This is a genomic window from Enterobacter sp. ECC-219, from assembly GCF_043966805.1.
Taxonomy (GTDB): Bacteria; Pseudomonadota; Gammaproteobacteria; order Enterobacterales; family Enterobacteriaceae; genus Enterobacter; species Enterobacter cloacae_N.
Genome location: NZ_CP143680.1, coordinates 2,907,465 through 2,930,703 on the forward strand (window position 1 = coordinate 2,907,465; position 23,239 = coordinate 2,930,703).

Genomic DNA, 23,239 nt, shown 5'->3' on the forward strand with positions numbered 1-23,239 from the left:
ATCGTTGGCGGATTTTATGATCATTATACTTGTATGGTAGTAGGGTTGGTGGGTAAATTTCCAGCATCATAACGAACGATGTAAGGAAAGGAATTATGAAGATTGTCGCGGCTGACGTGTTTGTTACCTGCCCGGGGCGGAACTTTGTCACCCTTAAAATCACCACCGATGAGGGGATTGTCGGCCTCGGTGACGCCACGCTGAACGGGCGTGAGCTCTCCGTTGCCTCCTACCTGAAAGATCATCTCTGCCCGCAGCTGATTGGCCGCGACGCGCACCGTATCGAAGACATCTGGCAGTTTTTCTATAAGGGCGCCTACTGGCGTCGCGGGCCGGTCACCATGTCGGCCATCTCCGCCGTGGATATGGCGCTGTGGGACATTAAAGCCAAAGCGGCCAATATGCCTCTTTACCAGCTGCTGGGCGGCGCATCCCGTGAGGGCGTAATGGTCTACTGCCACACCACCGGGCACACCATTGACGACGTGCTGGAAGATTACGCCCGCCATAAGGAGATGGGCTTTAAGGCCATCCGCGTGCAGTGCGGCGTGCCGGGCATGAAAACCACCTACGGCATGGCCAAAGGGAAGGGGCTGGCCTACGAGCCCGCCACTAAAGGCGACTGGCCGGAAGAGCAGCTCTGGTCCACCGAGAAATACCTCGATTTCACGCCAAAGCTGTTTGACGCGGTACGCAGCAAATTTGGCTTCAATGAACATCTTCTGCACGATATGCACCACCGCCTGACGCCCATCGAAGCGGCGCGCTTCGGCAAGAGCATTGAAGCATTCCGCATGTTCTGGATGGAAGACCCAACGCCCGCTGAAAACCAGGAATGCTTCCGCCTGATCCGCCAGCACACCGTCACGCCAATTGCGGTGGGGGAAGTGTTTAACAGTATCTGGGACTGCAAGCAGCTCATCGAAGAGCAGCTTATCGACTATATCCGCACCACCATCACTCATGCTGGCGGGATCACCGGGATGCGCCGCATCGCGGACTTCGCGTCGCTCTACCAGGTGCGCACCGGCTCGCACGGCCCGTCGGATCTCTCGCCTGTATGCCACGCGGCCGCGCTGCATTTTGACCTGTGGGTGCCAAACTTTGGCGTCCAGGAATATATGGGCTACTCCGAACAGATGCTTGAAGTCTTCCCGCACAGCTGGCGCTTTGATAACGGCTATATGCACCCGGGCGACAAGCCGGGCCTGGGCATCGAGTTTGACGAAAAGCTGGCGGCGAAATACCCCTACGATCCGGCCTATCTGCCGGTGGCCCGTCTTGAAGACGGCACGCTGTGGAACTGGTAAGCGAGGAATGAACGATGAAAAGCGTAGTGATTCAACAGCCGAACGAACTGGTGATTGAAGAGCGGCCACGACCGGAGCCCGGCGCAGGTGAAGTCCGCGTCAAAATCACGCTGGCGGGGATCTGCGGTTCGGACAGCCACATCTACCGCGGCCATAATCCGTTTGCGAAGTATCCACGCACGATTGGCCACGAGTTCTTTGGCGTGATTGACGCCGTGGGAGAGGGGGTAGACAGCGCGCGCCTGGGCCAGCGCGTCTCGGTTGATCCGGTGATCAGCTGCGGACACTGCTATCCGTGCTCCGTCGGAAAACCGAACGTCTGCACCTCGCTGGTGGTGCTGGGCGTACACCGTGACGGCGGTTTCAGTGAATATGCGGTAGTGCCCGCTAAAAATGCCTGGCCTGTTCCGGACGGAATTCCTGATAAGCACGCCGTCATGGTTGAGCCCTTCACCATCGCCGCCAACGTGACGGGGCAGGCTAATCCCACCGAACAGGACATTGCGCTGATCTACGGCGCAGGGCCGATGGGGCTGGTCACCGTGCAGGCGCTGAAGGGTGTCTATAAGGTGAAGGAGATTATCGTTGTTGACCGCATAGACGAGCGCCTGGCGATGGCCCGGCGCAGCGGCGCGGACTGGGTCTTAAATAACAGCGAACAGTCGCTGCAGGCCGCGCTGGACGAAAAAGGCATCAAGCCGACGTTAATCATTGATGCCGCCTGTCACCCGGCGATTTTGCACGAAGCGGTCACTCTGGCCTCTCCGGCGGCGCGCATCGTGCTGATGGGGTTCTCCAGCGAGCCGAGCCAGATAGTCCAGCAGGGCATCACCGGTAAAGAGCTGGCGATCTTCTCTTCGCGCCTGAATGCTAACAAATTCCCGGTCGTCATCGACTGGCTGCAAAAAGGGCTGATCGACCCGGACAAACTGATCACCCATACCTTTGACTATCACCATGTAACAGACGCCATCGAACTGTTTGAAAAAGACCAGCGGCAGTGCTGCAAAGTCTTGCTCACGTTCGGACAATAATCCTATACGCGGTTAAGAGCCTGCGCAGACAGGCTCTGGTGGTACGCATCTTACCTTTTAGAGATAGCCATTATGACGCAAGCACAACCTCAAAGAACCACCTCCGATCTGGTGAAAGCCGCCGTCTCCGGCTGGCTGGGCACCGCCCTGGAGTTTATGGATTTCCAGCTGTACTCGCTGGGCGCCGCACTGGTCTTCCATGAGATCTTCTTCCCGGAACAGTCCGCCGCGATGGCGCTGATCCTCGCGATGGGCACCTACGGCGCTGGCTATATTGCGCGCATCGTCGGGGCCTTTATCTTTGGCAGAATGGGCGACAGCATTGGTCGTAAGAAGGTGCTGTTCATTACCATCACCATGATGGGGATATGCACCACGCTGATTGGCGTGCTGCCGACCTACGCGCAAATCGGCATTTTTGCACCCGTACTGCTGGTGACGCTGCGTATTATTCAGGGGCTGGGCGCCGGGGCGGAGATCTCCGGGGCCGGGACCATGCTGGCGGAGTATGCGCCAAAGGGGAAGCGCGGCATCATCTCCTCGCTGGTGGCGATGGGTACAAACTGCGGAACGCTGAGCGCCACGGCGATCTGGGCCATTATGTTCTTTGCCCTCGACCGTGAACAGCTGCTCGCCTGGGGCTGGCGCGTGCCGTTCCTCGCCAGCGTCGTGGTGATGGTCTTTGCCATCTGGCTGCGAATGAACCTCAAGGAGAGCCCGGTGTTTGAGAAAGTAAACGATGCAGAAACCGTGCAGCCGGACACCTCACTGGGTTCAATGGTGAAAAGTAAATCCTTCTGGCTGGCGACCGGCCTGCGTTTCGGTCAGGCGGGCAACTCGGGGCTGATCCAGACATTCCTCGCGGGTTATCTGGTCCAGACGCTGCTGTTCGATAAAGCGATTCCCACCGATGCGCTGATGATAAGCTCCATTCTCGGGTTTATCTCCATCCCGCTGCTGGGCTGGCTTTCCGATAAAGTGGGGCGCAGGCTGCCGTACATTATCCTTAATATCTCCGCCATTATTCTGGCCTACCCGATGCTGTCGATTATCGTCGATAAAAGCTATGCGCCGGGGACAATCATGCTCTCGATCATCGTTATCCATAATTTCGCCGTGCTGGGGCTGTTTGCGCTGGAAAATATCACCATGGCGGAGATGTTTGGCTCGCGGAATCGCTTTACCCGCATGGCTATCTCTAAAGAAGCGGGCGGGCTGGTAGCGGTGGGCTTTGGTCCGGTACTGGCGGGGATCTTCTGCAACATGACCGGCTCCTGGTGGCCGATCGTTGCCATGCTGGTGGCCTATTCCGCAATCGGCCTCGTCTCGGCGTTCCTGATGCCGGAAGTACGCGACCGCGATTTGAGCGCGGCGGAAGATGCAGCGGAGGCCGCGCCAAAAGCGAGCGTGGGCTACGGTGCGATCTCCACGCGACGCTAGTGGTTTATATCTTGCGTGACTTATCACACAACTTTTTATTTATGTCACACCACATGAGCAAAAGTTAATATAAATCAAAATCTCAAACGGCAGTATCAGTATGGTTGATGGCAGTTATTTTTACCCCAACTGCCATTCTAGTTGGTGTAGTCAGCAGGCGCTGCCGCTTCAGAAGGAGCGGCAGCGATCCACAGCTTTCTAATTAGCGAGTCTTAATCATGGAAAACACCTTATTACAGGCCAACGCGACGCTGCCACAGTACGATCGCGACAGTCTTAAAGCACGCATTGTACATTTAGGCTTCGGCGCATTTCACCGCGCGCATCAGGCGGTGTATGCCGATATCCTCGCGGCTGAACACACCAGCGACTGGGGCTACTGTGAGGTTAACCTGATTGGTGGCGAGCAGCAGATTGCCGATCTGAACGCGCAGGATAATCTCTACACCGTGGCGGAAATGTCTGCCGATGCCTGGACCTCCCGCGTGGTTGGCGTAGTCAAAAAGGCACTGCACGCGCAGGTTGACGGCCTGGAGAGCGTGCTGGCAGCGATGTGTGAACCTCAGGTGGCGATTGTTTCGCTGACCATCACCGAGAAGGGGTACTGCCACTCGCCGGCGACGGGGCAACTGATGCTCGATCACCCGTTTATCGTTGCCGACCTGCAAAACCCGCACCAGCCCAAATCCGCGCCCGGGGTGGTGGTGGAAGCGCTGGCGCGTCGCAAAGCGGCGGGTCTGCCTGCGTTTAGCGTGATGTCCTGCGACAACATGCCGGAGAACGGCCACGTGATGCGCAACGTGACCTGCGCATACGCCCGGGCGGTAGACGGCGAGCTGGCGGACTGGATCGAGGCAAACGTCACCTTCCCGTCAACCATGGTGGATCGTATCGTGCCGGCGGTTACTCCCGATACGCTGGATAAAATCGAAAAGCTGACCGGCGTGCGTGATCCGGCGGCGGTGGCCTGTGAACCGTTCCGCCAGTGGGTGATCGAAGATAACTTTGTGGCAGGGCGCCCCGAGTGGGAAAAAGCGGGCGCCGAGCTGGTTTCAGACGTGATCCCGTTTGAAGAGATGAAGCTGCGCATGCTCAATGGCAGCCACTCGTTCCTGGCGTACCTGGGCTATCTGGCCGGATACCAGCATATCAACGACTGTATGGAAGATGAGAGCTACCGCGTCGCCGCCCACGCGCTGATGCTCAACGAGCAGGCGCCGACCCTGAAAGTGAAGGGCGTCGATTTAGAACGCTACGCTGACCTGCTGATTGCCCGTTACAGCAACCCGGCCCTGCGTCACCGCACCTGGCAAATTGCGATGGACGGCAGCCAGAAGCTTCCGCAGCGTATGCTGGACTCCGTACGCTGGCACCTGGTGCACCAGACGCCTTTCCCACTCATGGCGCTGGGCGTGGCAGGGTGGATGCGCTATGTCGGCGGCGTTGACGAGCAGGGTAATGCCATCGATGTGAGTGATCCGCAGCTGGCGGTGATTCAGGCGGCGGTGAAAGGGAGTGCCGAAGGGGAAAACCGGGTTAACGCGCTGCTCGGCATTGAGTCCATTTTTGGGAAAGAGTTGCCGCGAGAAAAAGCCTTCACAGACGCCGTGATGAGCGCATATCTGACGCTGCTGCAGAAGGGGGCAAAGAACACGGTGGCGGAGTGCGTGTCACATCTGTAATTCAACACATGCCGCCGTTCGCGGCGGCATGTTGGCGCACAATTTAGTGCATACCCAGACGAATCAGTTCAATTGGTTCGAACTTACCTTCGCATCCTTCCACTTCCACCGTTTTGCCACGGCGCACCTGCGCGGCATCGAGCCCGTCGCTGTGGATTGCCTTAATCACGCCGGTTTTGCCGGTGCCGCTAATCATGACGCGGCTGCCGGTGGTGATTGCATTGCGGTTACGGTCGTATGTCAACATGGTATATTCTCCTCTCTAAACTATCCGTTACGGCGCTATTACAGCTTTTGCCGTTCACGGGGCACTATAAATACGCCTGTCTGCCAGCTATGTTTTTGTTTTTGATCAAACTCACACTTTTTTCTTTATTCCGTGGGGTGCTGACGGTTAACAACGCCAATTTACAAAGCAGACCGTTATTTTCATTTGTTTATAGTTTCGAAGAGGAAGCGTTGAGGGTTGGTTTATATTCCCGATGCCATTCTGGGTACAGGAAATAACCCTTCATCGGAATAAGGAGTCAGGCTTATGTATAAGAAGATTTTGATGCCTGTTGACGTGTTTGAAATGGATTTGAGCGACAAAGCGGTTCGCCACGCGGCTAACCTCGCGAAGGCTGAGGGCGCGTCGATTACCCTGGTCAATATTCTGCCAGCCAGCAGCCGGTCTCTGCTGCGCGGATTCAACGCCGATATTAAAAAGTTTGAAGAGTATATGACCGCGGAATCCGCGAAGAAAATGAACGCGTTAAAAAGACTGTTCGATATCTCTGCGGAAAATATTCACTCTCTGGTTCGTTTTGGTAACGTCCGCGATGAAATTATCAGGCTGAGCAAAGAGGGGGAATATGACGTGATTGTCATCGGGTCGAAAAATCCGGGCATCACTACCCATCTGCTGGGATCAAATGCAGAATCTATTCTGCGCTACGCCACCATCCCGGTGTTAGTCGTTCGCTAATCACAACGCCGCCCGCGAATGGGGCGGCAAATATCACTCTTCGCTAAACCACTCGCTATTTTCCTGACGAATAAGCTGCACGGATTCGCCGATCTCCTGCAGATGCAGCGTCATCGCTTTTTCCACGCCGTCCGGGTCGCGTTTTTCCAGCGCGCTGAAAATATCGTGATGCTGTCGGAGCAGCATTTCCGGCGGGGAGACGTGATCGAGGCTCATATAGCGCACCCGGTCAATGGTGGCCTTGATGTTCTCGATGGTATCCCAGGCCAGCTGGCAGTCCGCAATTTGCGCCAGCTTCTGGTGAAACTCGTCATCAAGCTGGAAGAAATCGTTGAGCTGCTTACGGTCAATCGCAATGCGCTGCTGATGCAGGTTTTGCTCCAGCAGGTAACACTGGTTGTCATTAATAAGCGTTGCAGCACGGCGCACCACCGCGCATTCAATCGCCTGGCGGACGAAACAGCCGTTGCGCACCTGAGAGAGTGAAATTTTGTTCACGTAGCTGCCGCGCTGCGGGCGGATCTGAATCAGGCCGTTCTCAGCAAGCTTAATAAACGCTTCACGCACCGGCTGGCGGGACACGTCAAAACGCACGGAGACCTCTTTTTCAGAAAGCGGCGTTCCCGGCGGGATCAGGCAATGGACAATATCACGTCGCAAAATGCGATAGATTTGCTGGTTTACGGGCTGGGTGGGATTGAGTTGCGATTCAGCGGCCATGAGTTGTCAGTTCTCAGAGAGTTAGCCTGAACATACTACCATTCTTTTACAACCCGAAACAGACCCGGCCCGCAGGCCGGGAAGGGCATATTTAGCCACGATGGACGCTAAGTCCGGCAAAACTCTGGCTGACCGGCATCATCTCTACGGTATTGATGTTGACGTGTTTTGGCAGCGTTGCCACCCACCAGACCGTTTCGGTCACATCTTCCGGCGTCAACGCGTTGGCGTTTTCGTAGGTTTTATCCGCTTTCGCGTCATCACCCTTGAAGCGCACGTTGGAGAATTCGGTGCCGCCTACCAGGCCCGGTTCGATATCGGTGACGCGAATGGCGGTGCCGTGCAGATCGGTACGCAGGTTCAGGCTGAACTGGCGAACAAAGGCTTTGGTTGCGCCGTAGACGTTACCGCCCGCGTAAGGCCAGCTCCCGGCGGTAGAACCGATGTTGATAATGTGGCCGCGGTTGCGCTCCACCATGCCCGGCAGCACCGCGCGGGTCATGTACACCAGCCCTTTGTTGTTGGTGTCGATCATGTTTTCCCAGTCCTCAACGCTGGCTTTGTGGGCAGGCTCCATGCCCAGCGCCAGACCGGCATTGTTGACCAGTACGTCGATGGCGCGCCACTCTGCCGGCAGGTTAGCAATCATCTCTTCAATGGCCGCGCGGTTACGCACGTCCAGCTGTGCGGTCAGGATGCTGCCACCTAATTCGTCCTTCAGCTCCTGCAGGCGCTCCTGACGACGGCCGGTTGCAATAACCTTGTGTCCGTTGGCGACGAAGCGACGCGTGATGCTTTCACCAAAACCCGCCGTTGCCCCGGTAACTAAAATAATCATCTCACTGTTCCTCAACGCTTTTTGTGTTGTACTAACATAGCACGGTCGCAGAGGGTGCGTTAAGGCAACATTTGTATGACGGCGTTGCAGGCGATGGCGGCCTGGCCTACTCTGGGAGGATACCCGTTCTGAGGAGTGAAAGATGACGGCCACGAATCCTTTTTTTGACATCAGCCTGTTGCCCTATCAGGCACCCCATTTTGATACCATCAAAGACGAGCACTATCGTCCGGCCTTCGATGAAGCGCTTCGTCAGAAGCGGGCGGACATAGACGCGATCGTCTCTCAAACCGCTGCGCCAGACTTCACTAACACCGTGCTGGCTCTGGAGAAAAGCGGCCTCATGCTCGCGCGCGTCAGCAGCGTTTTCTTCGCCATGACCTCCGCGCACACCAATGCGTATCTGCAGGAACTGGAAGAGCAGTTCTCCACCGAACTTGCCGCGCTGGCGAACGACATCTGGCTGAACGATATCCTTTTTGCCCGCGTCGGGAGCGTCTGGCAGGACCGCGCCGCGCTGGACGCCGAATCCCGTCGGCTGGTCGAAGAGACGTACCAGCGCTTTATTCTGGCCGGCGCGCGCCTGAATGAGACAGAAAAAGCCGAGCTGAAGGCGCTGAATACCGAGGCCGCATCCCTGACCAGCCAGTTTAACCAGCGCCTGCTGGCCGCCAACAACGCGGGCGGGCTGGTGGCGGATTACGCGCACCAGCTTGAAGGCCTCAGCGCAGAAGAGATTGCTGCCGCGGCGCAGGCCGCCGCGGAAAAAGGGCTTAAGGACCGCTGGCTGATCCCGCTCCTGAATACGACACAGCAGCCTGCGCTAGCGGCGCTGCGCAATCGCCAGACGCGTGAAAACCTGTTCAACGCCGGCTGGACGCGCACCCAGAAAGGGGATGAAAACGACACCCGCGCATTGATCCTGCGTCTTACGGCGCTGCGCGCGCGCCAGGCCCGTCTGCTCGGCTTTGAAGATTACGCCAGCTGGAGCATCGCCGACCAGATGGCGAAAACTCCAGACGCCGCGCTGGCCTTTATGCGCGGGATTGTGCCCGCGGCGCGTGCCCGTGCAGAGCGCGAGCAGGCCGATATTCAGAAGGTCATTGATGACGAGCAGGGCAGTTTCACCGCGCAGGCCTGGGACTGGGCCTTTTATGCCGAGCGCGTGCGCCAGGCGAAATACGCCCTCGATGAATCGCAGATTCGACCCTATTTTGCGCTCAATACTGTGCTCCATGATGGCGTATTCTGGGCGGCCAGCCAGCTGTTTGGCATTCGTTTTGTGGAGCGTTTCGATATTCCGGTTTATCACCCGGATGTCCGGGTCTGGGAAATTTTCGACCACACCGGTGAGGGCATGGCGCTGTTTTACGGCGACTTCTTTGCCCGCGATTCCAAGCAGGGCGGTGCCTGGATGGGGAATTTTATCGAGCAATCCTTCGAGTTTGCTGCCCGTCCGGTGATCTACAACGTCTGCAACTACCAAAAGCCGGGTAACGGCGGCGTCGCGCTTCTCTCCTGGGATGACGTGATAACCCTGTTCCACGAGTTTGGCCATACTCTGCACGGTCTGTTTGCCAGCCAGCGCTTCGCTACGCTGTCCGGTACTAATACGCCGCGTGATTTCGTTGAATTCCCGTCGCAAATCAATGAGCACTGGGCCAGCCATCCTCAGGTGTTTAGCCACTATGCCCGTCACTACGAAACCGGTGAACCGATGCCGGACGCGCTGCGGGAAAGCATGCTCAACGCGACCCATTTCAACAAGGGTTATGACATGACGGAGCTGCTGAGCGCGGCGCTGCTGGACATGAACTGGCACGGCATCAGCGAGGGCGTGTCGAGCGTTGAAGAATTTGAAGCTGCGGCGTTGAAAAAAGAGGGGCTGGATCTGCCCGCCGTACCGCCGCGTTATCGCAGCAGCTACTTTGCCCATATTTTTGGCGGCGGCTACGCGGCGGGGTATTACGCCTACCTGTGGACGCAAATGCTGGCGGACGATGGCTATCAGTGGTTCGTGGAGCAGGGGGGCTTAACTCGCGAGAACGGGCAAACGTTCCGTGAGGCGATTTTGTCTCGTGGCAACAGCGCTGATTTAGCCGAACTGTATCGAAACTGGCGCGGGCACGATCCGAAGATTGAACCGATGCTGGAGAATCGCGGGTTGAGCGAATAGCGTCATGTTTGGATGAAAACAGAACCGGGCCGAAGCCCGGTTTTTTATCTCCTTTCTCTTCTTCTGCTATTTCAATAAATATCAGTGACGTTTTCCAGAATATACGCGGTGCAATTATCTTTATCACGAATAGCGCCTTTTATTAAAATTGTCCGGGTTATAAAAATAAACGCTGATTTAAGGTGTGTTTTTCACTGTAAATTTTTTCCTTTTTATGCCGATAAATGAAGATGAGAAAAAATTGACGTTATAGCAGTTAAGAAGGCGAATGATGACCCTACCTCTGACCACCTCTGGCTTTACGGATGTCGAGCAATCTAAAAGGCTGATAAATAAAACCTTTACCTATGTTGTAACGTTGCTGGTCGGTATTTTTGCGGCGGCAATAGTATCTTTGCTGGTAATAAAAAATAATGTTAATGAAATCAGCGACAAGCATGACGAATTTTTATTAAGAAAAGCGTTAGAGGCCCGCCAGGAGAGCATCCGCAGTCATCTGAAAGACTATGCAGAGTGGGGCGATGCCTACAAACACCTCCATCAGAAAATGGATACGCACTGGGCATGGGACAAGCAGAATCTGGGCAAGTCGCTGTATGACAACTTTGGCTATGAGGGCGCGTTTGTCCTCTCCCCGGAAGGCACCACGCGCTACAGCGTGATTGACGGGAAACTGAAACAGGAAGAACTGGAGCGCTGGTTAGGTACATCGACAAAAGACCGTTTACTCAGCGAACTGAGCAAAAATAAGGGATTGCCGGTTTCTGTACTAACGCTAATTGATTCCATGCCTGCCATTGTATCTGCTGAATGGATAACAACGGGCGATGATACCAGTGTACACCCCTTACCGGGCCGGCCTTCGGCAATGGTGTTTGTAGATAAATTAACGGCTAAAAAACTTCTCACGATGGGGCATGATGCCGCCATTAAAAATGTTCGTATTTTACCCAACGCGTTGGTTTCTAAAATAAACGATCGGACGGAATTAACATTAAGCACCCAGAAGGGTGATGTGCAGATTATCTGGGACAGCGAAAATCCCGGCCAGGCGTTGATCGTCTATTTTCTGCCGTTACTTATTCTTTCCGTACTGCTTACAATAACGATGACGGTAATTCTTATGCGTCATATTATGCACAAGGCCAAAATTCATGACGAAAATGCCTTTCTCCTTGAGCAGGCACGGTTGAATCTTATCACCAGTGAAAAACGATTCAGGGATGTCAGCGAAACAACCAGCGACTGGTTCTGGGAAACAGATTTATCGTTAACTATAACGTGGCTATCAGGCCGCTTTTCCACCGTTACGGGATATGAAAACAGCAAATGGATAGGTCGCAGGCTGGATGAACTCTTTCCTTCAACAGGAGACCTGCTTCGTGATTGTGTCAGCCATCGGGAATTAACAGGACGCTTTGAATTCAGGAACTGTCCTTATATCAATAATCAGCACTCCACCTCTTATTGCACGCTTTTGGCAAAATTTTCTGCTCAGCCTGATGGAACGGTAGTTTTACGCGGGGCGGCAACGGATGTCTCTCTGGAAGTAGAGGCAATAAAACGCGTGGAGTTTCTCTCCCGCCATGATGAATTAACGGGGCTCCCGAACCGGTACCACATCAAGGAGTTTCTGGCGGGCCAGTTAGCTCAAGAAGGCGTCAACGAGAGCCCCTTTGCAATGATTTGCCTCGATTTAGACAAGTTTAAGCCCGTCAACGATATATTTGGGCATTCCACGGGCGACGCCCTGCTTGGTGAAGTCGCGTCACGACTTAAGGGCTGTATTCGTGACGGTGATTTTGTTGCACGGCAGGGAGGAGATGAATTTATGCTGCTCCTCGGCAACACCAGCCAAATAGATCGTATTGAAGAGGTGTGTCAACGCATCGTGCAGGAACTTAACCGTCCTTTCTCCATTGAAGGTAATGAGGTGACAATAGGCGTCAGCATGGGGATTGCATTGGCTCCGCGCGATAGCAGCAGCGCAAACGAGCTTCTACGCTATGCGGATATTGCGCTTTATCAGGCTAAACAATCCGGCAGAAACAGATGGGTCTATTATCGTCCGGATATGTCAGAAAAGTTGACCGAACGCAGGAAGCTGGAATTAGAACTGAAGACGGCAATTCGTGAAGACCAGCTCTGCCTGCTCTACCAGCCGCGTTATAACCTCAGATATTCCAGGATAGATGCCGTGGAAGCGCTTGTGCGCTGGCAGCACCCAGTTAGAGGAACCATAATGCCCGATCGGTTCATTCCGCTGGCTGAAGAAACAGGATTAATTATTAGCCTCAGCAACTGGGTTATTCGTAAAGCGTGTGTAGAAACAAAAGGTAATTTACCAGGACTATCGGTATCCGTAAACATCTCTGCTATTGAATTCCAGGCAAGCGATCTCGCTGAACGGATAAAAGAGATCCTCCATGAAACAGGGCTTGAGCCCAACCGTCTGGAAATTGAAGTGACTGAAAACGTCACGCTTTCCGATCCTGAACAAACGCTGCTGACCATGAAGGCCCTTAAAAAAATGGGCGTGCGCATTCTGATTGATGATTTCGGTACGGGCTATGCGTCTCTGAGCTATCTTCGGAAGTTTCAGTTTGACGGCCTCAAGCTCGACAAAAGCTTTATTTTTGCTTTAGGCGATTCACCGCAGAACCAGTCGGTCGTCGAGAAAATTATCGATCTGGGTAAAGCCTATTCGATGGAGATAACTGCAGAAGGGGTGGAAACCATCGAACAGCTGTCGTTCCTGAAAAAAAATAAGTGCGATGAGGTTCAGGGCTACCTGCTTGGAAAACCGGCTGCCATTGCCGATCTCAATTTAAACGCGAACGTACTGAGTGTTTAAACGCGTTTTTTCAGCCCTGACTCAGGGAAGCATCAACGAAAAAAACCGGGCTTCTCGCCCGGTTTTCTATCTTACGACCAGTACCGGACATTTCGCATGCCGCACCACTGCTGCAGCATTTGAGCCTAACAGATACGTTGATATGTCAGGCTTGTGGGATGCGATGATAATCAGGTCAGCGCCGATCGTGTCAGCGAGCTTAAGAATCTGATCTTTAGGGGATCCCGTCACTGCGTGAGTCTGTATCTTGTCTGGAGGAATTTTGAACTGCTTAACAATTTCATCCAGTTTTGCTAAGGCCGCATGCTGGAACTCTTTTATCTTCGGCATTTCCACTGAGTATGCCAACCCTAAAGATGAATAGTAGGGTAGCGAGGGAATAACAGTTAGAAAATGGACTTTGGCCGTATTGAGTGCTGTATGTGCCTGAACGAACGGGATAACCATGTGGGTCAGGCTATCCTCGGAAATGTCAATCGGAACCAAAATAGAGTTGTACATTTGTCCCTCCTGAGTGTTTTTTACACAATTCAGGTTAGACCGTTAATTTCAGGAAAACAGAGAGCAACGTGTCATAACGGTTACAAATTTCTGTTCTGTGGTATTGGTGCAGTCAAACTTGCCTGGCATTTCGTCGTGACTATGTACATTCTCGCTTTATGGGCGAGCTGGCGCTCAGCCTTGATCGGCGCATGTCCCTTTTTATGGGCAGCGAGCAGAGTAGCGTAAAATTATGCTAAAACAGAACCGGGCGTAATGCCCGGTTTAGTATTTATACTGCATGACAGCTGACGGACGCGATAATTTTATTTCCGCCCATATTCCCCATAATCAGATCGAGTAATTTTCGGTATTCCTCACGGGTCATCACCTCAGCCCGAATTTCGGTTTTTCCCTCGGCGTGCGCCGTAGCGGAATAAATCGCTTTCAGACTTAACGTCAACTCTTTGGCCATATTTACGATGCTGTTCCGCACTGCATCTTCATGCTCATCATTGCAGGTGATTGTCAGGACATAGCATTTTTCGTCTTCGTGGAGCGCGGGCAGCTGATTGATTCGCTGCGCGGCTTCACGAAGCAATATGTTGGCGCTGAGAATAATTAAGCTTGCCGTGGCGGCATTCCAGAATTGGCCTAAGCCGCACAGTACGCCAATTCCGGCCGAGCACCACAGCGTTGCGGCGGTATTCAAACCGCGAATGTTCATGCCTTCACGCATAATGACGCCTGCGCCAAGAAAGCCTATTCCGGAGACGATCTGCGCTGCGATGCGCCCAGGGCTATCAGAAGACGTAGATATGGAACTTAAAATAAACACGGCCGCACCCGTGGCAACCAGTGCATTGGTACGAAGTCCGGCCATGCGCTGGCGCCACTGTCTTTCCGCGCCAATAATTGCGCCCAGCAGCATTGCTGCGAGCAGATGAGAGATATAAGGGAACATCAGCCTGTCGCCTGTTAACGTATTAAATAATAAGCGTCAGCGCTTCACAAAGCGCGCGATAACGCCGTTTAAACGCAAAGCATTTCAGGCGAAGGCGGCGGGAAAAGGGAATGTTTAAACATGACCATCGCGATTACCCACAATTTTAGTCTTTGTAAATGTATCGGGAGGCAATCGTCTGGAAGAGATTGCTGCCCACCGTTAAGGTAAGCAGCGAGAAAATCGCGTTAGCTTACCTTCGTATCGTATATAAAATGGCTGTCCAACGAAGAGCTCCTGTATGAATTTATCGTCAGTATAATCAGACGTATTAATGAGTAAAGCGAAAAAGCAGGGTCCGTGAGGATTTGTTTAAGATCGGGTAAATTGTTTTTCAGCGTTCCTCTGGTTTTCAAAATACCCGGTATACTACGTTTTGTTCTTTTCAGGCGACAATATGCAAAGGCAGGAAGTATGTCCCTTCGTTCGCTGCGGGCGTTATGCCTCACAAGTTTTTTCATTGCCGACGTCCGCGATGGCCTAGGCCCTTTTCTCGGTATCTTCCTCACTGAGCGTCACTGGACCCCCGATGATATCGGCTTTCTGATGACGGCAGGTGGGCTGGCGGGATTACTGGCCACGTTGCCGGCGGGGGTTATCACCGACACCTCCCGGAACAAACGTGCCTTGCTGGCGCTGCTCTGCATGTTGATCACCCTGAGCACGCTGCTGCTCTGGTTTAGCCAGCAGACCAGCGTTGTCGCCGTCTCACAAATGGTCACCGGCATCTGTGCGGCGTTTGTCGGGCCGCTCGTCGCCGGGATTACGCTGGGGCTGACCGGCCAAAGCGGGTTCAGCGCACAGATGGGCAAGAATGAGGCGTTCAATCACGGCGGCAACTTTGTTACCGCGCTGATTGCAGGCGGCATTGCCTGGTACTGGGGCGTCGGCGGGATTTTCCTGCTGATGACCTGTACCACGCTGTTAACGCTCTGCGCGCTACTTGCCATCCGCAACGAGGACATTGATAACGACGCGGCGCGAGGGCTTTCATCCTCAGGAAGCGTGCCTGTCCCCGGCTTCGCGGTGCTGATTAAAAACCGGGCGCTGTTTGTGACCGGGCTGACGCTGCTGCTGTTCCACCTGGCGAACGCCGCGCTGCTGCCGATGCTGAGCATGAGGGTGGCTGCGGCACCCGCCTCGATCAACCCCGGCCTGTACGCGGCGGGCACCGTCATCATCTCTCAGGCGGTGATGATCCCCGTCGCCATCTGGGTCGCCCACCGAATAGAACGCTACGGCTATTGGCGCCTGATTATGCTGGCGCTGCTGGTTATGCCGGTGCGCGCGGCGCTGGCAGCAAGTACGGACGCGCCGTTAATGATGATCCCGGTACAAATTCTCGACGGGCTGGCGGCAGGGATCCTGGGGGTTGTGGTTCCGTCGTTTATCGTGGTGCTGTTGCGCGGGAGCGGGCACGTCAATGCCGGACAGAGCGTGGTGATGCTGATGCAGGGCGTTGGCGCATCCATGAGCCCGGCGTTAACCGGCACGATTGCCGGTCACTACTCCTTTGCGACGGCGTTCAGCGTGCTGAGCGCGATTGCGCTGGTGGCCGTCCTGCTCTGGTGGCGCTTCGCACACCGGACCTGGGAAACAGACAGCATGCCGGGTGGGGCATAGCGCCACCCGGGGTCACGTTAAACCAGTTCATTAGGGCAGGTTTCGCCCTTTTCCAGCTGCTGCAGGTTGCCCAGCGTGGTTTCTGAAATGCTGATCAGCGCTTCGGCAGTCAGAAACGCCTGGTGGCCTGTAAACAGGACGTTATGACAGGCAGACAGGCGGCGGAACACGTCATCCTGGATCACATCGTTGGACTTATCTTCAAAGAACAGATCGCGCTCGTTCTCATAGACGTCCATCCCCAGCGCGCCAATTTTCTGGGTTTTCAGCGCTTCGATAGCGGCCTGAGAGTCAACCAGACCGCCGCGGCTGGTGTTGATGATCATCACGCCGTCTTTCATCTGGTCAAACGCCGCCTGGTTAAGCAGGTGGTAGTTTTCCGGCGTCAGCGGGCAGTGCAGGGAGATCACGTCTGACTGCGAGAACAGGGTCGCCAAATCAACGTACTCCACCCCCAGCTCCAGCGCCGCGGCGCTTGGGTACGGATCGAATGCCAGCAGACGCATGCCGAAGCCTTTCAGAATGCGCAGGGCGGCGACGCCGATTTTTCCGGTGCCGATCACGCCCGCGGTTTTGCCGTACATGGTAAAGCCGGTCAGCCCTTCCAGAGAGAAGTTGGCGTCACGGGTGCGCTGATAAGCGCGATGAATACGACGGTTGAGCGACATCATCATGCCAATCGCATGTTCCGCGACGGCTTCCGGGGAGTATGCAGGAACGCGCACCACTCTCAGACCCAGCTCTTTCGCCGCGTCGAGGTCCACGTTATTAAAGCCCGCGCAGCGCAGGGCGATGTACTTCACCCCCTGTTTTTTCAACTCTTCCAGCACCGGACGACTGCCGTCGTCGTTAACAAAAATGCAGACGCCTTCACAGCCGTGCGCCGTTTTGGCGGTTTTTTCGGACAGCAGAAAGTCGAAAAATTCAAGCTCAAACCCGTAAGCCTCGTTAACATGTTGCAGATACTTTTTGTCGTACTGCTTTGTGCTATATACCGCGAGTTTCATATGACTTTCTCCAGTGATTTTGCATTCACGTTAGCATGATTAAAATTATCTTACAATTTATAAAATATTATTGAATTCAATAAGTTCTATCAATTATTCTAGAGCATCTATCCTTAAAAATGGCATTTCCTTCAACTGAATGGCTAAACATGCGACAATATTCGGCATTGCCGGCTTAATTCTTTCGAAAAATCAGGATATTAACTGCCCATGAAGGGTAAATACAAAGCCGCCATTGCGGTTTTACTGCTGTTAATTTTGGTGCCGCTGACGCTGCTGATGACGCTCGCCCAGTGGGTGCCGACGCTCGCCGGGATCTGGCTTCCCGTCGGAACGCGCATCGCTTTCGAAGAGAGTCCAAAACTTACTCGCCATGCGCTGGTGATCCCCGATCTTCGCTATCTGGTTGAAGACTGCGAAATTGCCCGCATCGATAACGTGACGCTGTCACATCCGAGCCGCTGGAAACTGGATGTCGGCTCGCTGGACCTTAACGCCGTCTGTCTGAGCAAGATTCCTCAGTCAGCCCCGTCCACGGTAGCACCAAAAACGCTGGCCCAGTGGCAGGCGGTGTTACCGAATACCTGGCTCACCATTCACCGTCTGACGCTCTCGCCCTGGCAACAGTGGCAGGGCGAGCTGCATGCGTCGCTGACTCCGTCCATTCAGGAGATCGCCTATAAAGGCGAGCAGGTCAGCATTAAAGGCACGCTTCGCGGCCAGACGCTATCGGTCAGCCAGTTTAATGTTCAGCTCCCGGACCAGCCGCAGCCGATTAAGCTGGTGGGCGAGTTTACCTTGCCGCTGGTACCGGATGGCGTGCCGGTGAAAGGCCACGCGGTGGCGACCTTTAACGTGCCTCAGCTAACGTCTCTGGTTGATGCCGATCTGGACTGGGAAGACAATCAGGGGCAGCTGGTGGTCATGGCGCGAGACAACCCCGAGCCGCTGCTCGATCTGCCGTGGCAGATCACCGCGGAACAGCTGAACATCAGCGACGGGCGCTGGAACTGGGATCTCTCCGGTATGCCAGCGAGCGGCCGGCTTTCCCTTCGCGCCGACAACTGGCAGCAGGGGCTGGAGAAAACCACCCTGACCGGACGTCTGAATGTGCTTACCCACGGCGATGCGGGGAAAGGCAACGCGGTACTGAATATTGGGCCCGGCAGGCTCAGCATGGAAAACAGCGATATGCCACTGCATCTCAGCGGCGAGGCGAAGCAAAACGATCTCATTCTTTACGCCAGATTGCCGGCAAAACTGACCGGCAGCCTGTATGAACCGCAGCTGGCCTTTGCGCCGGGCGCGCTGCTTCGCTCGCGCGGGCGCATCATTGACTCGCTAGATATCGATGAAATCCGCTGGCCGCTGGCGGGCGTGAAGCTCACGCAGAAGGGTGTCGACGGTCGTCTGCAGGCTATTCTGCGCGCCCATGAAAACGAGATGGGTGATTTTGAACTCCACCTGGACGGCCAGGCCAACGATTTTCTCCCTGACAACGGCCTGTGGCAGTGGCGCTACTGGGGCAAAGGGCATTTTACGCCAATGAATGCCCGCTGGGATGTCGCCGGGAAAGGCGAGTGGCGCGACAACCTCATTGAGCTGACGGCGCTTTCCACCGGTTTTGACAAGCTCCAGTACGGCACGATGGACGTCAGCAAGCCGCGCCTGGCGCTGGAGCAACCGGTGCGCTGGGTCCGCGATCCCGAAAAGCCTACCTTCAGCGGCGCGCTGTCGCTCAATGCCGGGCAAACCCGTTTCTCCGGCGGCAGCGTTTTGCCGCCGTCGGTCCTGACCTTCAGCGTCGACGGCACCGACCCGACCATTTTCCAGTTTAAGGGTAACCTGCATGCGGACGCCATCGGCCCGGTGCAGGTGAACGGTCGTTGGGATGGGGAGCGCCTTCGCGGACAGGCCTGGTGGCCGAAACAGTCGCTCACCGTCTTCCAGGCGCTGGTCCCGCCGGACTGGAAAATGACGCTGCGTGACGGGGAACTTTATGCGCAAGTTGCCTTCTCGGCGGCCCCCGATCAGGGCTTTGAGGCGGGCGGGCACGGCGTGCTGAAATCCGGTAGCGCCTGGATGCCGGATAACCAGATCAACGGCGTCGATTTTGTGCTGCCGTTCCGCTTCAGCGAGGGAACCTGGTCCCTGGGTACCCGAGGCCCGGTCACGTTGCGCATTGGCGAAGTGGAAAACCTGGTGACCGCGCGCAACATAACCGCCGATCTACAGGGGGATTATCCCTGGACGGAGGACAACCCGCTGCTGCTCACCAACGTCAAGGTGGAAATGCTCGGCGGGAAAATCACCATGCAGCAGCTGCGGATGCCGCAGCACGATCCGGCCCTGCTGCGCGTGGACAATATCTCCTCAAGCGAGCTCATTAGCGCTGTCAACCCGAAGCAGTTTACCCTGTCGGGTCCGGTGAGCGGGGCGCTGCCGTTCTGGCTGGACAATGAAAAATGGATTATTAAAGATGGCTGGCTGACCAACCCTGGGCCAATGACGCTGCGCATCGACAAAGATACGGCAGACGCCATCGTGAAAGATAATATGGTCGCGGGCGCGGCGATTAACTGGCTCCGCTATATGGAGATCTCGCGGTCGTGGACGAGAATCAATTTAGATAACCTGGGTGAATTAACCATGCAGGCGACCATCAAAGGGACCAGCCGGGTGGACGGCAAAAGCAGCTCCGTCAATCTGAACTATACCCATGACGAGAATGTCTTTACCCTCTGGCGCAGCCTGCGTTTTGGAGACAACCTGCAAACCTGGTTTGAGCAACATGCGGTGATACCTGCTCCCCGCAGTTCGACCGGCAAGGAAAGTGAGGAACAACAATGAAAAAGATGGCTGGTGCGCTCACCGTTGCCGTTGCCGCGCTACTGACCGGCTGTACGCCGCGCATTGAAGTCGCTGCGCCAAAGGAGCCGATTACCATCAACATGAATGTCAAAATCGAACACGAGATCCATATTAAGGTCGATAAAGACGTTGAAACCCTGCTGAAATCGCGCAGCGATCTGTTCTGAGGACGCCATGAAACGAGTAGCTTTGATTTTACTGGCACTGGGGATGAACGTGCAGGCGGCTGCGCTGACCTTAAACGATGCCCGCGCGCAGGGGCGCGTGGGGGAAACCCTGAGCGGTTATCTTGCTCCGATCCAGCAGGATGCTGAAACGCTGGAACTGGTAAATCGCATTAACGCGGCGCGCACGGAGAGCTATCAGAAGCTCGCCGACAGCAATAATTTACCGGTTGATGAAGTGGCGAAAATGGCGGGGCAAAAGCTGGTAGCCCGCGCGCAGCCGGGCGAGTACGTGAAGGGCATTAACGGTAAGTGGCTGAAAAAATAGCTAGCGGTAGCGCTTGCGGTATTCCCCCGGCGAGACGCCAAAACGCTGCTTAAACGCCGTTGAAAAGTGGCTATGGTCGGTGAATCCCCAGCTGAAGCCAATGCCCGCCAGCTTTTCGTCATCGCCGGTTGACTGCAATGCCTGCGCGCAGAGATCCAGACGACGGTTTTTGATGTACTGCGCCACCACCAGCCCCTTTTCGGCAAACATGCGGTACAGGCTGCGCACGGACATTCCGCTCTCGGCGGCAATCCATTCCGGGCGCAGCGATTCAGACTGAATATGGTCGTCAATCAGCGCCACCACGTGCTGGAACTGGCGCTCCTTGCGCGGCTGAATGATCTCGCGCTGCTGGAAAGCGGGGCGCAGCAGGCAGATCATCGCTTCGAGCGCCGCTTCGCTCTCCCGGTCACTCAGGTCGGCATTGCTCATGCTCTCCATCAGCAGGCGATGGCTCAGCTGTACCGTGGGCAAGGTGCGGGAAAGGGCGGTTGCGCAGCTTATCTCCTGAAAGCGGCACTGCTGCTCAATAATCTGACGGGGAACCAGCAGCGAAATCTGGCGGGACTTTTCCTGCCAGTTGATCGAGCAGGGGCGAGCGGCGTCAATCAGCGTAATATCGCCGGTTCTGAGCACCGCGCGACGCTCATCCTGCTCAATTTCCGCGCTGCCTTCGAGCTGGAACACGGTATAGAACCAGGCATCGTTACTCTGTGTAATCTCCTGACGGGAGCGGAACAGGTTAACGCCGCCTGCGGTAACGGTACTGAGCTTCAGGCTACGCGCGTAGCTGGTCTCCAGCTCACCGAAGAATTTGCCTTCGGTGGGCTGCGCGTTAAAACGGCCGCAAACCTGGTTAATTTGCGCCAGCCACTGCTGATACTGTTCCTGCTCACTTGCACACGCCATCGTTTCTCTCGCCGCACCGTCAACGTTTTCGCATTGTTGCATTTGTGTTGCATTTTGTCAGAGCTATGAGGCTGACTATAGGAAAGAACACTCACCGGTAACAGCGATATAAGCGACGATTATCGCGAATTGCGGCACCTGTCACAGGTGGCAAAGCGAATGTCACAGAGACAAAAGCGAGAATGCAAAACCGCACATAGACTGGATGAACACCCTGAGAATAACAACGAAGGAGTATCCTATGTCTGAATCACTGGTGGCCATTCTGCCTGCCGTGCAGCAGTTTTTAGACCGACACCACGGCCTGTGGATTGAAGGGCGTCAGGCCGCGTCGGACAGCGAAAAGCGGCTGAACGTCTACAACCCGGCCACGGGCGAGGTGATTGCCTCGACCGCCGATGCCAGCGTCGATGACGTTGACCGGGCCGTTATGTCCGGCTGGCGCGCGTTTGTCGCCCGCTCCTGGGCCGGAAAATTACCGGCAGAGCGCGAGCGGATCCTGCTTCATTTCGCCGATCTCGTCGAACAGCACGGCGAGGAGCTGGCCCAGCTTGAAACGCTGGAGCAGGGCAAATCGATTAACATCTCCCGGGCCTTTGAAGTCGGCTGCACCCTCAACTGGATGCGCTATACCGCCGGGCTGACCACCAAAATTGCGGGCAAAACCCTCGATCTCTCCATCCCGCTGCCGCAGGGGGCGCGCTATCAGGCGTGGACGCGTAAGGAGCCGGTTGGCGTGGTGGCCGGGATTGTGCCCTGGAACTTCCCGCTGATGATCGGAATGTGGAAAGTGATGCCTGCGCTGGCCGCGGGCTGCTCTATTGTCATCAAGCCGTCGGAAACCACGCCGCTGACACTGCTGCGCGTGGCCGAGCTGGCAAGCGAAGCGGGTATCCCGGACGGGGTCTTCAACGTGGTAACCGGGAGCGGCGCGGTGTGCGGCGCAGCGCTGACCTCGCATCCGCATATTGCAAAGGTGAGCTTTACCGGCTCAACGGCGACGGGTAAGCAAATCGCCCGCGCGGCGGCGGACACGCTAACCGGAGTAACCCTGGAACTGGGTGGGAAAAACCCGGCCATCGTGCTGAAGGATGCGGATCCGGCGTGGGTGATAGAAGGGTTAATGACCGGCAGCTTCCTGAACCAGGGGCAGGTGTGCGCGGCGAGCTCACGCATCTATATTGAAGCGCCGCTGTTCGACACGCTGGTCAGCGGGTTTGAGCAGGCGGTGAAATCCCTCAGCGTCGGGCCGGGCATGTCGCCGGAAGCGTTTATCAACCCGCTGGTGTCGCGCGCGCACTGCGACAAGGTGCAGACCTTCCTTGATGAAGCGACGTCGCGCAACGCGGAGCTGATCGTCGGCAACCGCGGCCCGGAAGGCAAAGGCTATTACGTTTCGCCGACGCTGGTGGTGAACCCGGATGCCGCGCTGCGCCTGACCCGAGAAGAGGTGTTTGGTCCGGTGGTCAACCTGGTGCGGGTATCCGACGGAGAAGAGGCGCTCCAGCTGGCAAACGACACCGAATATGGCCTGACCGCCAGCGTCTGGACGCAGAACATCAGCAAGGCGCTGGAGTACACCGATCGGCTGCAGGCGGGCACCGTATGGGTGAACAGCCATACGCTGATTGACGCCAACCTGCCGTTCGGCGGGATGAAGCAGTCTGGTACAGGACGTGATTTTGGCCCGGACTGGCTGGACGGCTGGTGTGAAACCAAGTCGGTGTGCGTGCGCTACCAGTAAAAGCAAAAGGCAACCGGGAGGTTGCCTTTTTAGTGTTTGTTCCTTCTCCCGTGGGAGAGGGTCAGGGTGAGGGCATCAGGCCGCACCCG

At 55.7% G+C, this 23,239-nt stretch carries 19 protein-coding genes; 12 read left to right on the forward strand and 7 right to left on the reverse strand.

Features of this window, described 5'->3' with window-relative positions; genetic code table 11:
* Window positions 1-95: 95 nt before the first annotated feature.
* The 4 genes from rspA to V1603_RS13850 all read left to right on the forward strand — a co-directional run bounded on the left by rspA (window position 96) and on the right by V1603_RS13850 (window position 5,466).
* Window positions 96-1,310 carry a starvation-sensing protein RspA gene (rspA, locus tag V1603_RS13835; protein ID WP_116340201.1) on the forward strand — a complete coding sequence of 405 codons (1,215 nt, stop codon included), beginning with the start codon at window positions 96-98 and terminating at the stop codon, window positions 1,308-1,310.
* A 14-nt stretch (window positions 1,311-1,324) separates the two neighbouring features.
* Window positions 1,325-2,344, forward strand: a complete 1,020-nt coding sequence (locus V1603_RS13840) for a Zn-dependent oxidoreductase (protein ID WP_163329151.1) — start codon at window positions 1,325-1,327, stop codon at window positions 2,342-2,344.
* A 72-nt stretch (window positions 2,345-2,416) separates the two neighbouring features.
* Window positions 2,417-3,784, forward strand: a complete 1,368-nt coding sequence (locus V1603_RS13845; protein WP_163329153.1) for an MFS transporter — start codon at window positions 2,417-2,419, stop codon at window positions 3,782-3,784.
* A gap of 218 nt (window positions 3,785-4,002) precedes the next feature.
* The gene (locus tag V1603_RS13850) at window positions 4,003-5,466 is read left to right on the forward strand and encodes a mannitol dehydrogenase family protein (RefSeq protein ID WP_395312776.1); all 1,464 of its coding nucleotides are present in this window, start codon (window positions 4,003-4,005) and stop codon (window positions 5,464-5,466) included.
* A 43-nt stretch (window positions 5,467-5,509) separates the two neighbouring features.
* Here the strand turns inward: V1603_RS13850 and ydfZ are convergent, their stop codons facing one another.
* On the reverse strand, window positions 5,510-5,713 hold the full coding sequence (ydfZ, locus tag V1603_RS13855; protein WP_116340193.1) for a putative selenium delivery protein YdfZ: 204 nt from the start codon (window positions 5,711-5,713) through the stop codon (window positions 5,510-5,512).
* A 288-nt stretch (window positions 5,714-6,001) separates the two neighbouring features.
* Here ydfZ and V1603_RS13860 point away from each other — a divergent pair, with 288 nt between their 5' ends.
* A complete protein-coding gene (locus V1603_RS13860) occupies window positions 6,002-6,433 on the forward strand; it encodes a universal stress protein (RefSeq protein WP_116340191.1) in 432 nt (143 codons plus the stop codon).
* Window positions 6,434-6,466: 33 nt separating this feature from the next.
* Here V1603_RS13860 and V1603_RS13865 read toward each other — a convergent pair whose 3' ends face one another.
* Together V1603_RS13865 and ydfG are read right to left on the reverse strand one after the other, a co-directional pair.
* Window positions 6,467-7,153, reverse strand: a complete 687-nt coding sequence (locus V1603_RS13865) for a GntR family transcriptional regulator (RefSeq protein WP_028013010.1) — start codon at window positions 7,151-7,153, stop codon at window positions 6,467-6,469.
* A 91-nt stretch (window positions 7,154-7,244) separates the two neighbouring features.
* Window positions 7,245-7,991, reverse strand: coding sequence for a bifunctional NADP-dependent 3-hydroxy acid dehydrogenase/3-hydroxypropionate dehydrogenase YdfG (gene ydfG, locus V1603_RS13870; RefSeq protein WP_116340189.1), 747 nt, complete (start codon window positions 7,989-7,991; stop codon window positions 7,245-7,247).
* Window positions 7,992-8,133: 142 nt separating this feature from the next.
* Here ydfG and dcp point away from each other — a divergent pair, with 142 nt between their 5' ends.
* Window positions 8,134-10,167 (forward strand): peptidyl-dipeptidase Dcp, encoded by a 2,034-nt coding sequence (dcp, locus tag V1603_RS13875; RefSeq protein ID WP_395312777.1) that lies wholly within the window; start codon window positions 8,134-8,136, stop codon window positions 10,165-10,167.
* A gap of 271 nt (window positions 10,168-10,438) precedes the next feature.
* Window positions 10,439-13,021: an EAL domain-containing protein gene (locus V1603_RS13880; protein ID WP_395313985.1), complete on the forward strand. Its 2,583-nt coding sequence runs from the start codon at window positions 10,439-10,441 to the stop codon at window positions 13,019-13,021.
* Window positions 13,022-13,087: 66 nt separating this feature from the next.
* Here the strand turns inward: V1603_RS13880 and uspF are convergent, their stop codons facing one another.
* Entirely contained in the window at window positions 13,088-13,522 is a 435-nt protein-coding gene (uspF, locus tag V1603_RS13885) for a universal stress protein UspF (protein WP_116340182.1), read from the reverse strand.
* 271 nt (window positions 13,523-13,793) lie between these two features.
* Window positions 13,794-14,465, reverse strand: a complete 672-nt coding sequence (locus V1603_RS13890) for an MgtC family protein (RefSeq protein WP_116340180.1) — start codon at window positions 14,463-14,465, stop codon at window positions 13,794-13,796.
* Between the two features lie 453 nt (window positions 14,466-14,918).
* Between V1603_RS13890 and V1603_RS13895 the strand changes: the two genes are divergently transcribed.
* On the forward strand, window positions 14,919-16,127 hold the full coding sequence (locus V1603_RS13895) for an MFS transporter (protein WP_192981374.1): 1,209 nt from the start codon (window positions 14,919-14,921) through the stop codon (window positions 16,125-16,127).
* A 17-nt stretch (window positions 16,128-16,144) separates the two neighbouring features.
* On the opposite strand, the gene V1603_RS13900 is transcribed toward V1603_RS13895, so the two are convergent.
* On the reverse strand, window positions 16,145-17,134 hold the full coding sequence (locus tag V1603_RS13900; protein WP_116340177.1) for a 2-hydroxyacid dehydrogenase: 990 nt from the start codon (window positions 17,132-17,134) through the stop codon (window positions 16,145-16,147).
* A gap of 210 nt (window positions 17,135-17,344) precedes the next feature.
* Between V1603_RS13900 and V1603_RS13905 the strand changes: the two genes are divergently transcribed.
* From V1603_RS13905 to V1603_RS13915, 3 genes are read left to right on the forward strand one after another with little or no spacing between them, the layout of a single operon-like run.
* Window positions 17,345-19,984, forward strand: a complete 2,640-nt coding sequence (locus tag V1603_RS13905; RefSeq protein WP_395312778.1) for a YdbH family protein — start codon at window positions 17,345-17,347, stop codon at window positions 19,982-19,984.
* Complete coding sequence (locus V1603_RS13910) at window positions 19,981-20,172, forward strand: YnbE family lipoprotein (protein WP_045354815.1); 192 nt, start codon at window positions 19,981-19,983, stop codon at window positions 20,170-20,172. The genes V1603_RS13905 and V1603_RS13910 overlap by 4 nt, the downstream gene beginning before the upstream one ends.
* A gap of 7 nt (window positions 20,173-20,179) precedes the next feature.
* Window positions 20,180-20,497: a YdbL family protein gene (locus V1603_RS13915; RefSeq protein ID WP_116340169.1), complete on the forward strand. Its 318-nt coding sequence runs from the start codon at window positions 20,180-20,182 to the stop codon at window positions 20,495-20,497.
* Here V1603_RS13915 and feaR read toward each other — a convergent pair whose 3' ends face one another.
* The gene (gene feaR, locus V1603_RS13920; protein ID WP_395313986.1) at window positions 20,498-21,406 is read right to left on the reverse strand and encodes a transcriptional regulator FeaR; all 909 of its coding nucleotides are present in this window, start codon (window positions 21,404-21,406) and stop codon (window positions 20,498-20,500) included.
* A 241-nt stretch (window positions 21,407-21,647) separates the two neighbouring features.
* Between feaR and V1603_RS13925 the strand changes: the two genes are divergently transcribed.
* On the forward strand, window positions 21,648-23,150 hold the full coding sequence (locus tag V1603_RS13925; protein WP_395312779.1) for an aldehyde dehydrogenase family protein: 1,503 nt from the start codon (window positions 21,648-21,650) through the stop codon (window positions 23,148-23,150).
* Window positions 23,151-23,239: the final 89 nt, after the last annotated feature.

Coding starts and splice junctions, on each gene's coding strand:
- V1603_RS13890 (WP_116340180.1), bottom strand. CDS start 14,465: ATGTTCCCTTATATCTCTCATCTGCTCGCAGCAATGCTGCTGGGCGCA.
- V1603_RS13880 (WP_395313985.1), top strand. CDS start 10,439: ATGACCCTACCTCTGACCACCTCTGGCTTTACGGATGTCGAGCAATCT.
- V1603_RS13860 (WP_116340191.1), top strand. CDS start 6,002: ATGTATAAGAAGATTTTGATGCCTGTTGACGTGTTTGAAATGGATTTG.
- V1603_RS13850 (WP_395312776.1), top strand. CDS start 4,003: ATGGAAAACACCTTATTACAGGCCAACGCGACGCTGCCACAGTACGAT.
- ydfZ (WP_116340193.1), bottom strand. CDS start 5,713: ATGTTGACATACGACCGTAACCGCAATGCAATCACCACCGGCAGCCGC.
- V1603_RS13915 (WP_116340169.1), top strand. CDS start 20,180: ATGAAACGAGTAGCTTTGATTTTACTGGCACTGGGGATGAACGTGCAG.
- V1603_RS13905 (WP_395312778.1), top strand. CDS start 17,345: ATGAAGGGTAAATACAAAGCCGCCATTGCGGTTTTACTGCTGTTAATT.
- dcp (WP_395312777.1), top strand. CDS start 8,134: ATGACGGCCACGAATCCTTTTTTTGACATCAGCCTGTTGCCCTATCAG.
- V1603_RS13895 (WP_192981374.1), top strand. CDS start 14,919: ATGTCCCTTCGTTCGCTGCGGGCGTTATGCCTCACAAGTTTTTTCATT.
- feaR (WP_395313986.1), bottom strand. CDS start 21,406: ATGGCGTGTGCAAGTGAGCAGGAACAGTATCAGCAGTGGCTGGCGCAA.
- V1603_RS13900 (WP_116340177.1), bottom strand. CDS start 17,134: ATGAAACTCGCGGTATATAGCACAAAGCAGTACGACAAAAAGTATCTG.
- ydfG (WP_116340189.1), bottom strand. CDS start 7,991: ATGATTATTTTAGTTACCGGGGCAACGGCGGGTTTTGGTGAAAGCATC.
- V1603_RS13925 (WP_395312779.1), top strand. CDS start 21,648: ATGTCTGAATCACTGGTGGCCATTCTGCCTGCCGTGCAGCAGTTTTTA.
- uspF (WP_116340182.1), bottom strand. CDS start 13,522: ATGTACAACTCTATTTTGGTTCCGATTGACATTTCCGAGGATAGCCTG.
- V1603_RS13865 (WP_028013010.1), bottom strand. CDS start 7,153: ATGGCCGCTGAATCGCAACTCAATCCCACCCAGCCCGTAAACCAGCAA.
- V1603_RS13845 (WP_163329153.1), top strand. CDS start 2,417: ATGACGCAAGCACAACCTCAAAGAACCACCTCCGATCTGGTGAAAGCC.
- V1603_RS13840 (WP_163329151.1), top strand. CDS start 1,325: ATGAAAAGCGTAGTGATTCAACAGCCGAACGAACTGGTGATTGAAGAG.
- rspA (WP_116340201.1), top strand. CDS start 96: ATGAAGATTGTCGCGGCTGACGTGTTTGTTACCTGCCCGGGGCGGAAC.
- V1603_RS13910 (WP_045354815.1), top strand. CDS start 19,981: ATGAAAAAGATGGCTGGTGCGCTCACCGTTGCCGTTGCCGCGCTACTG.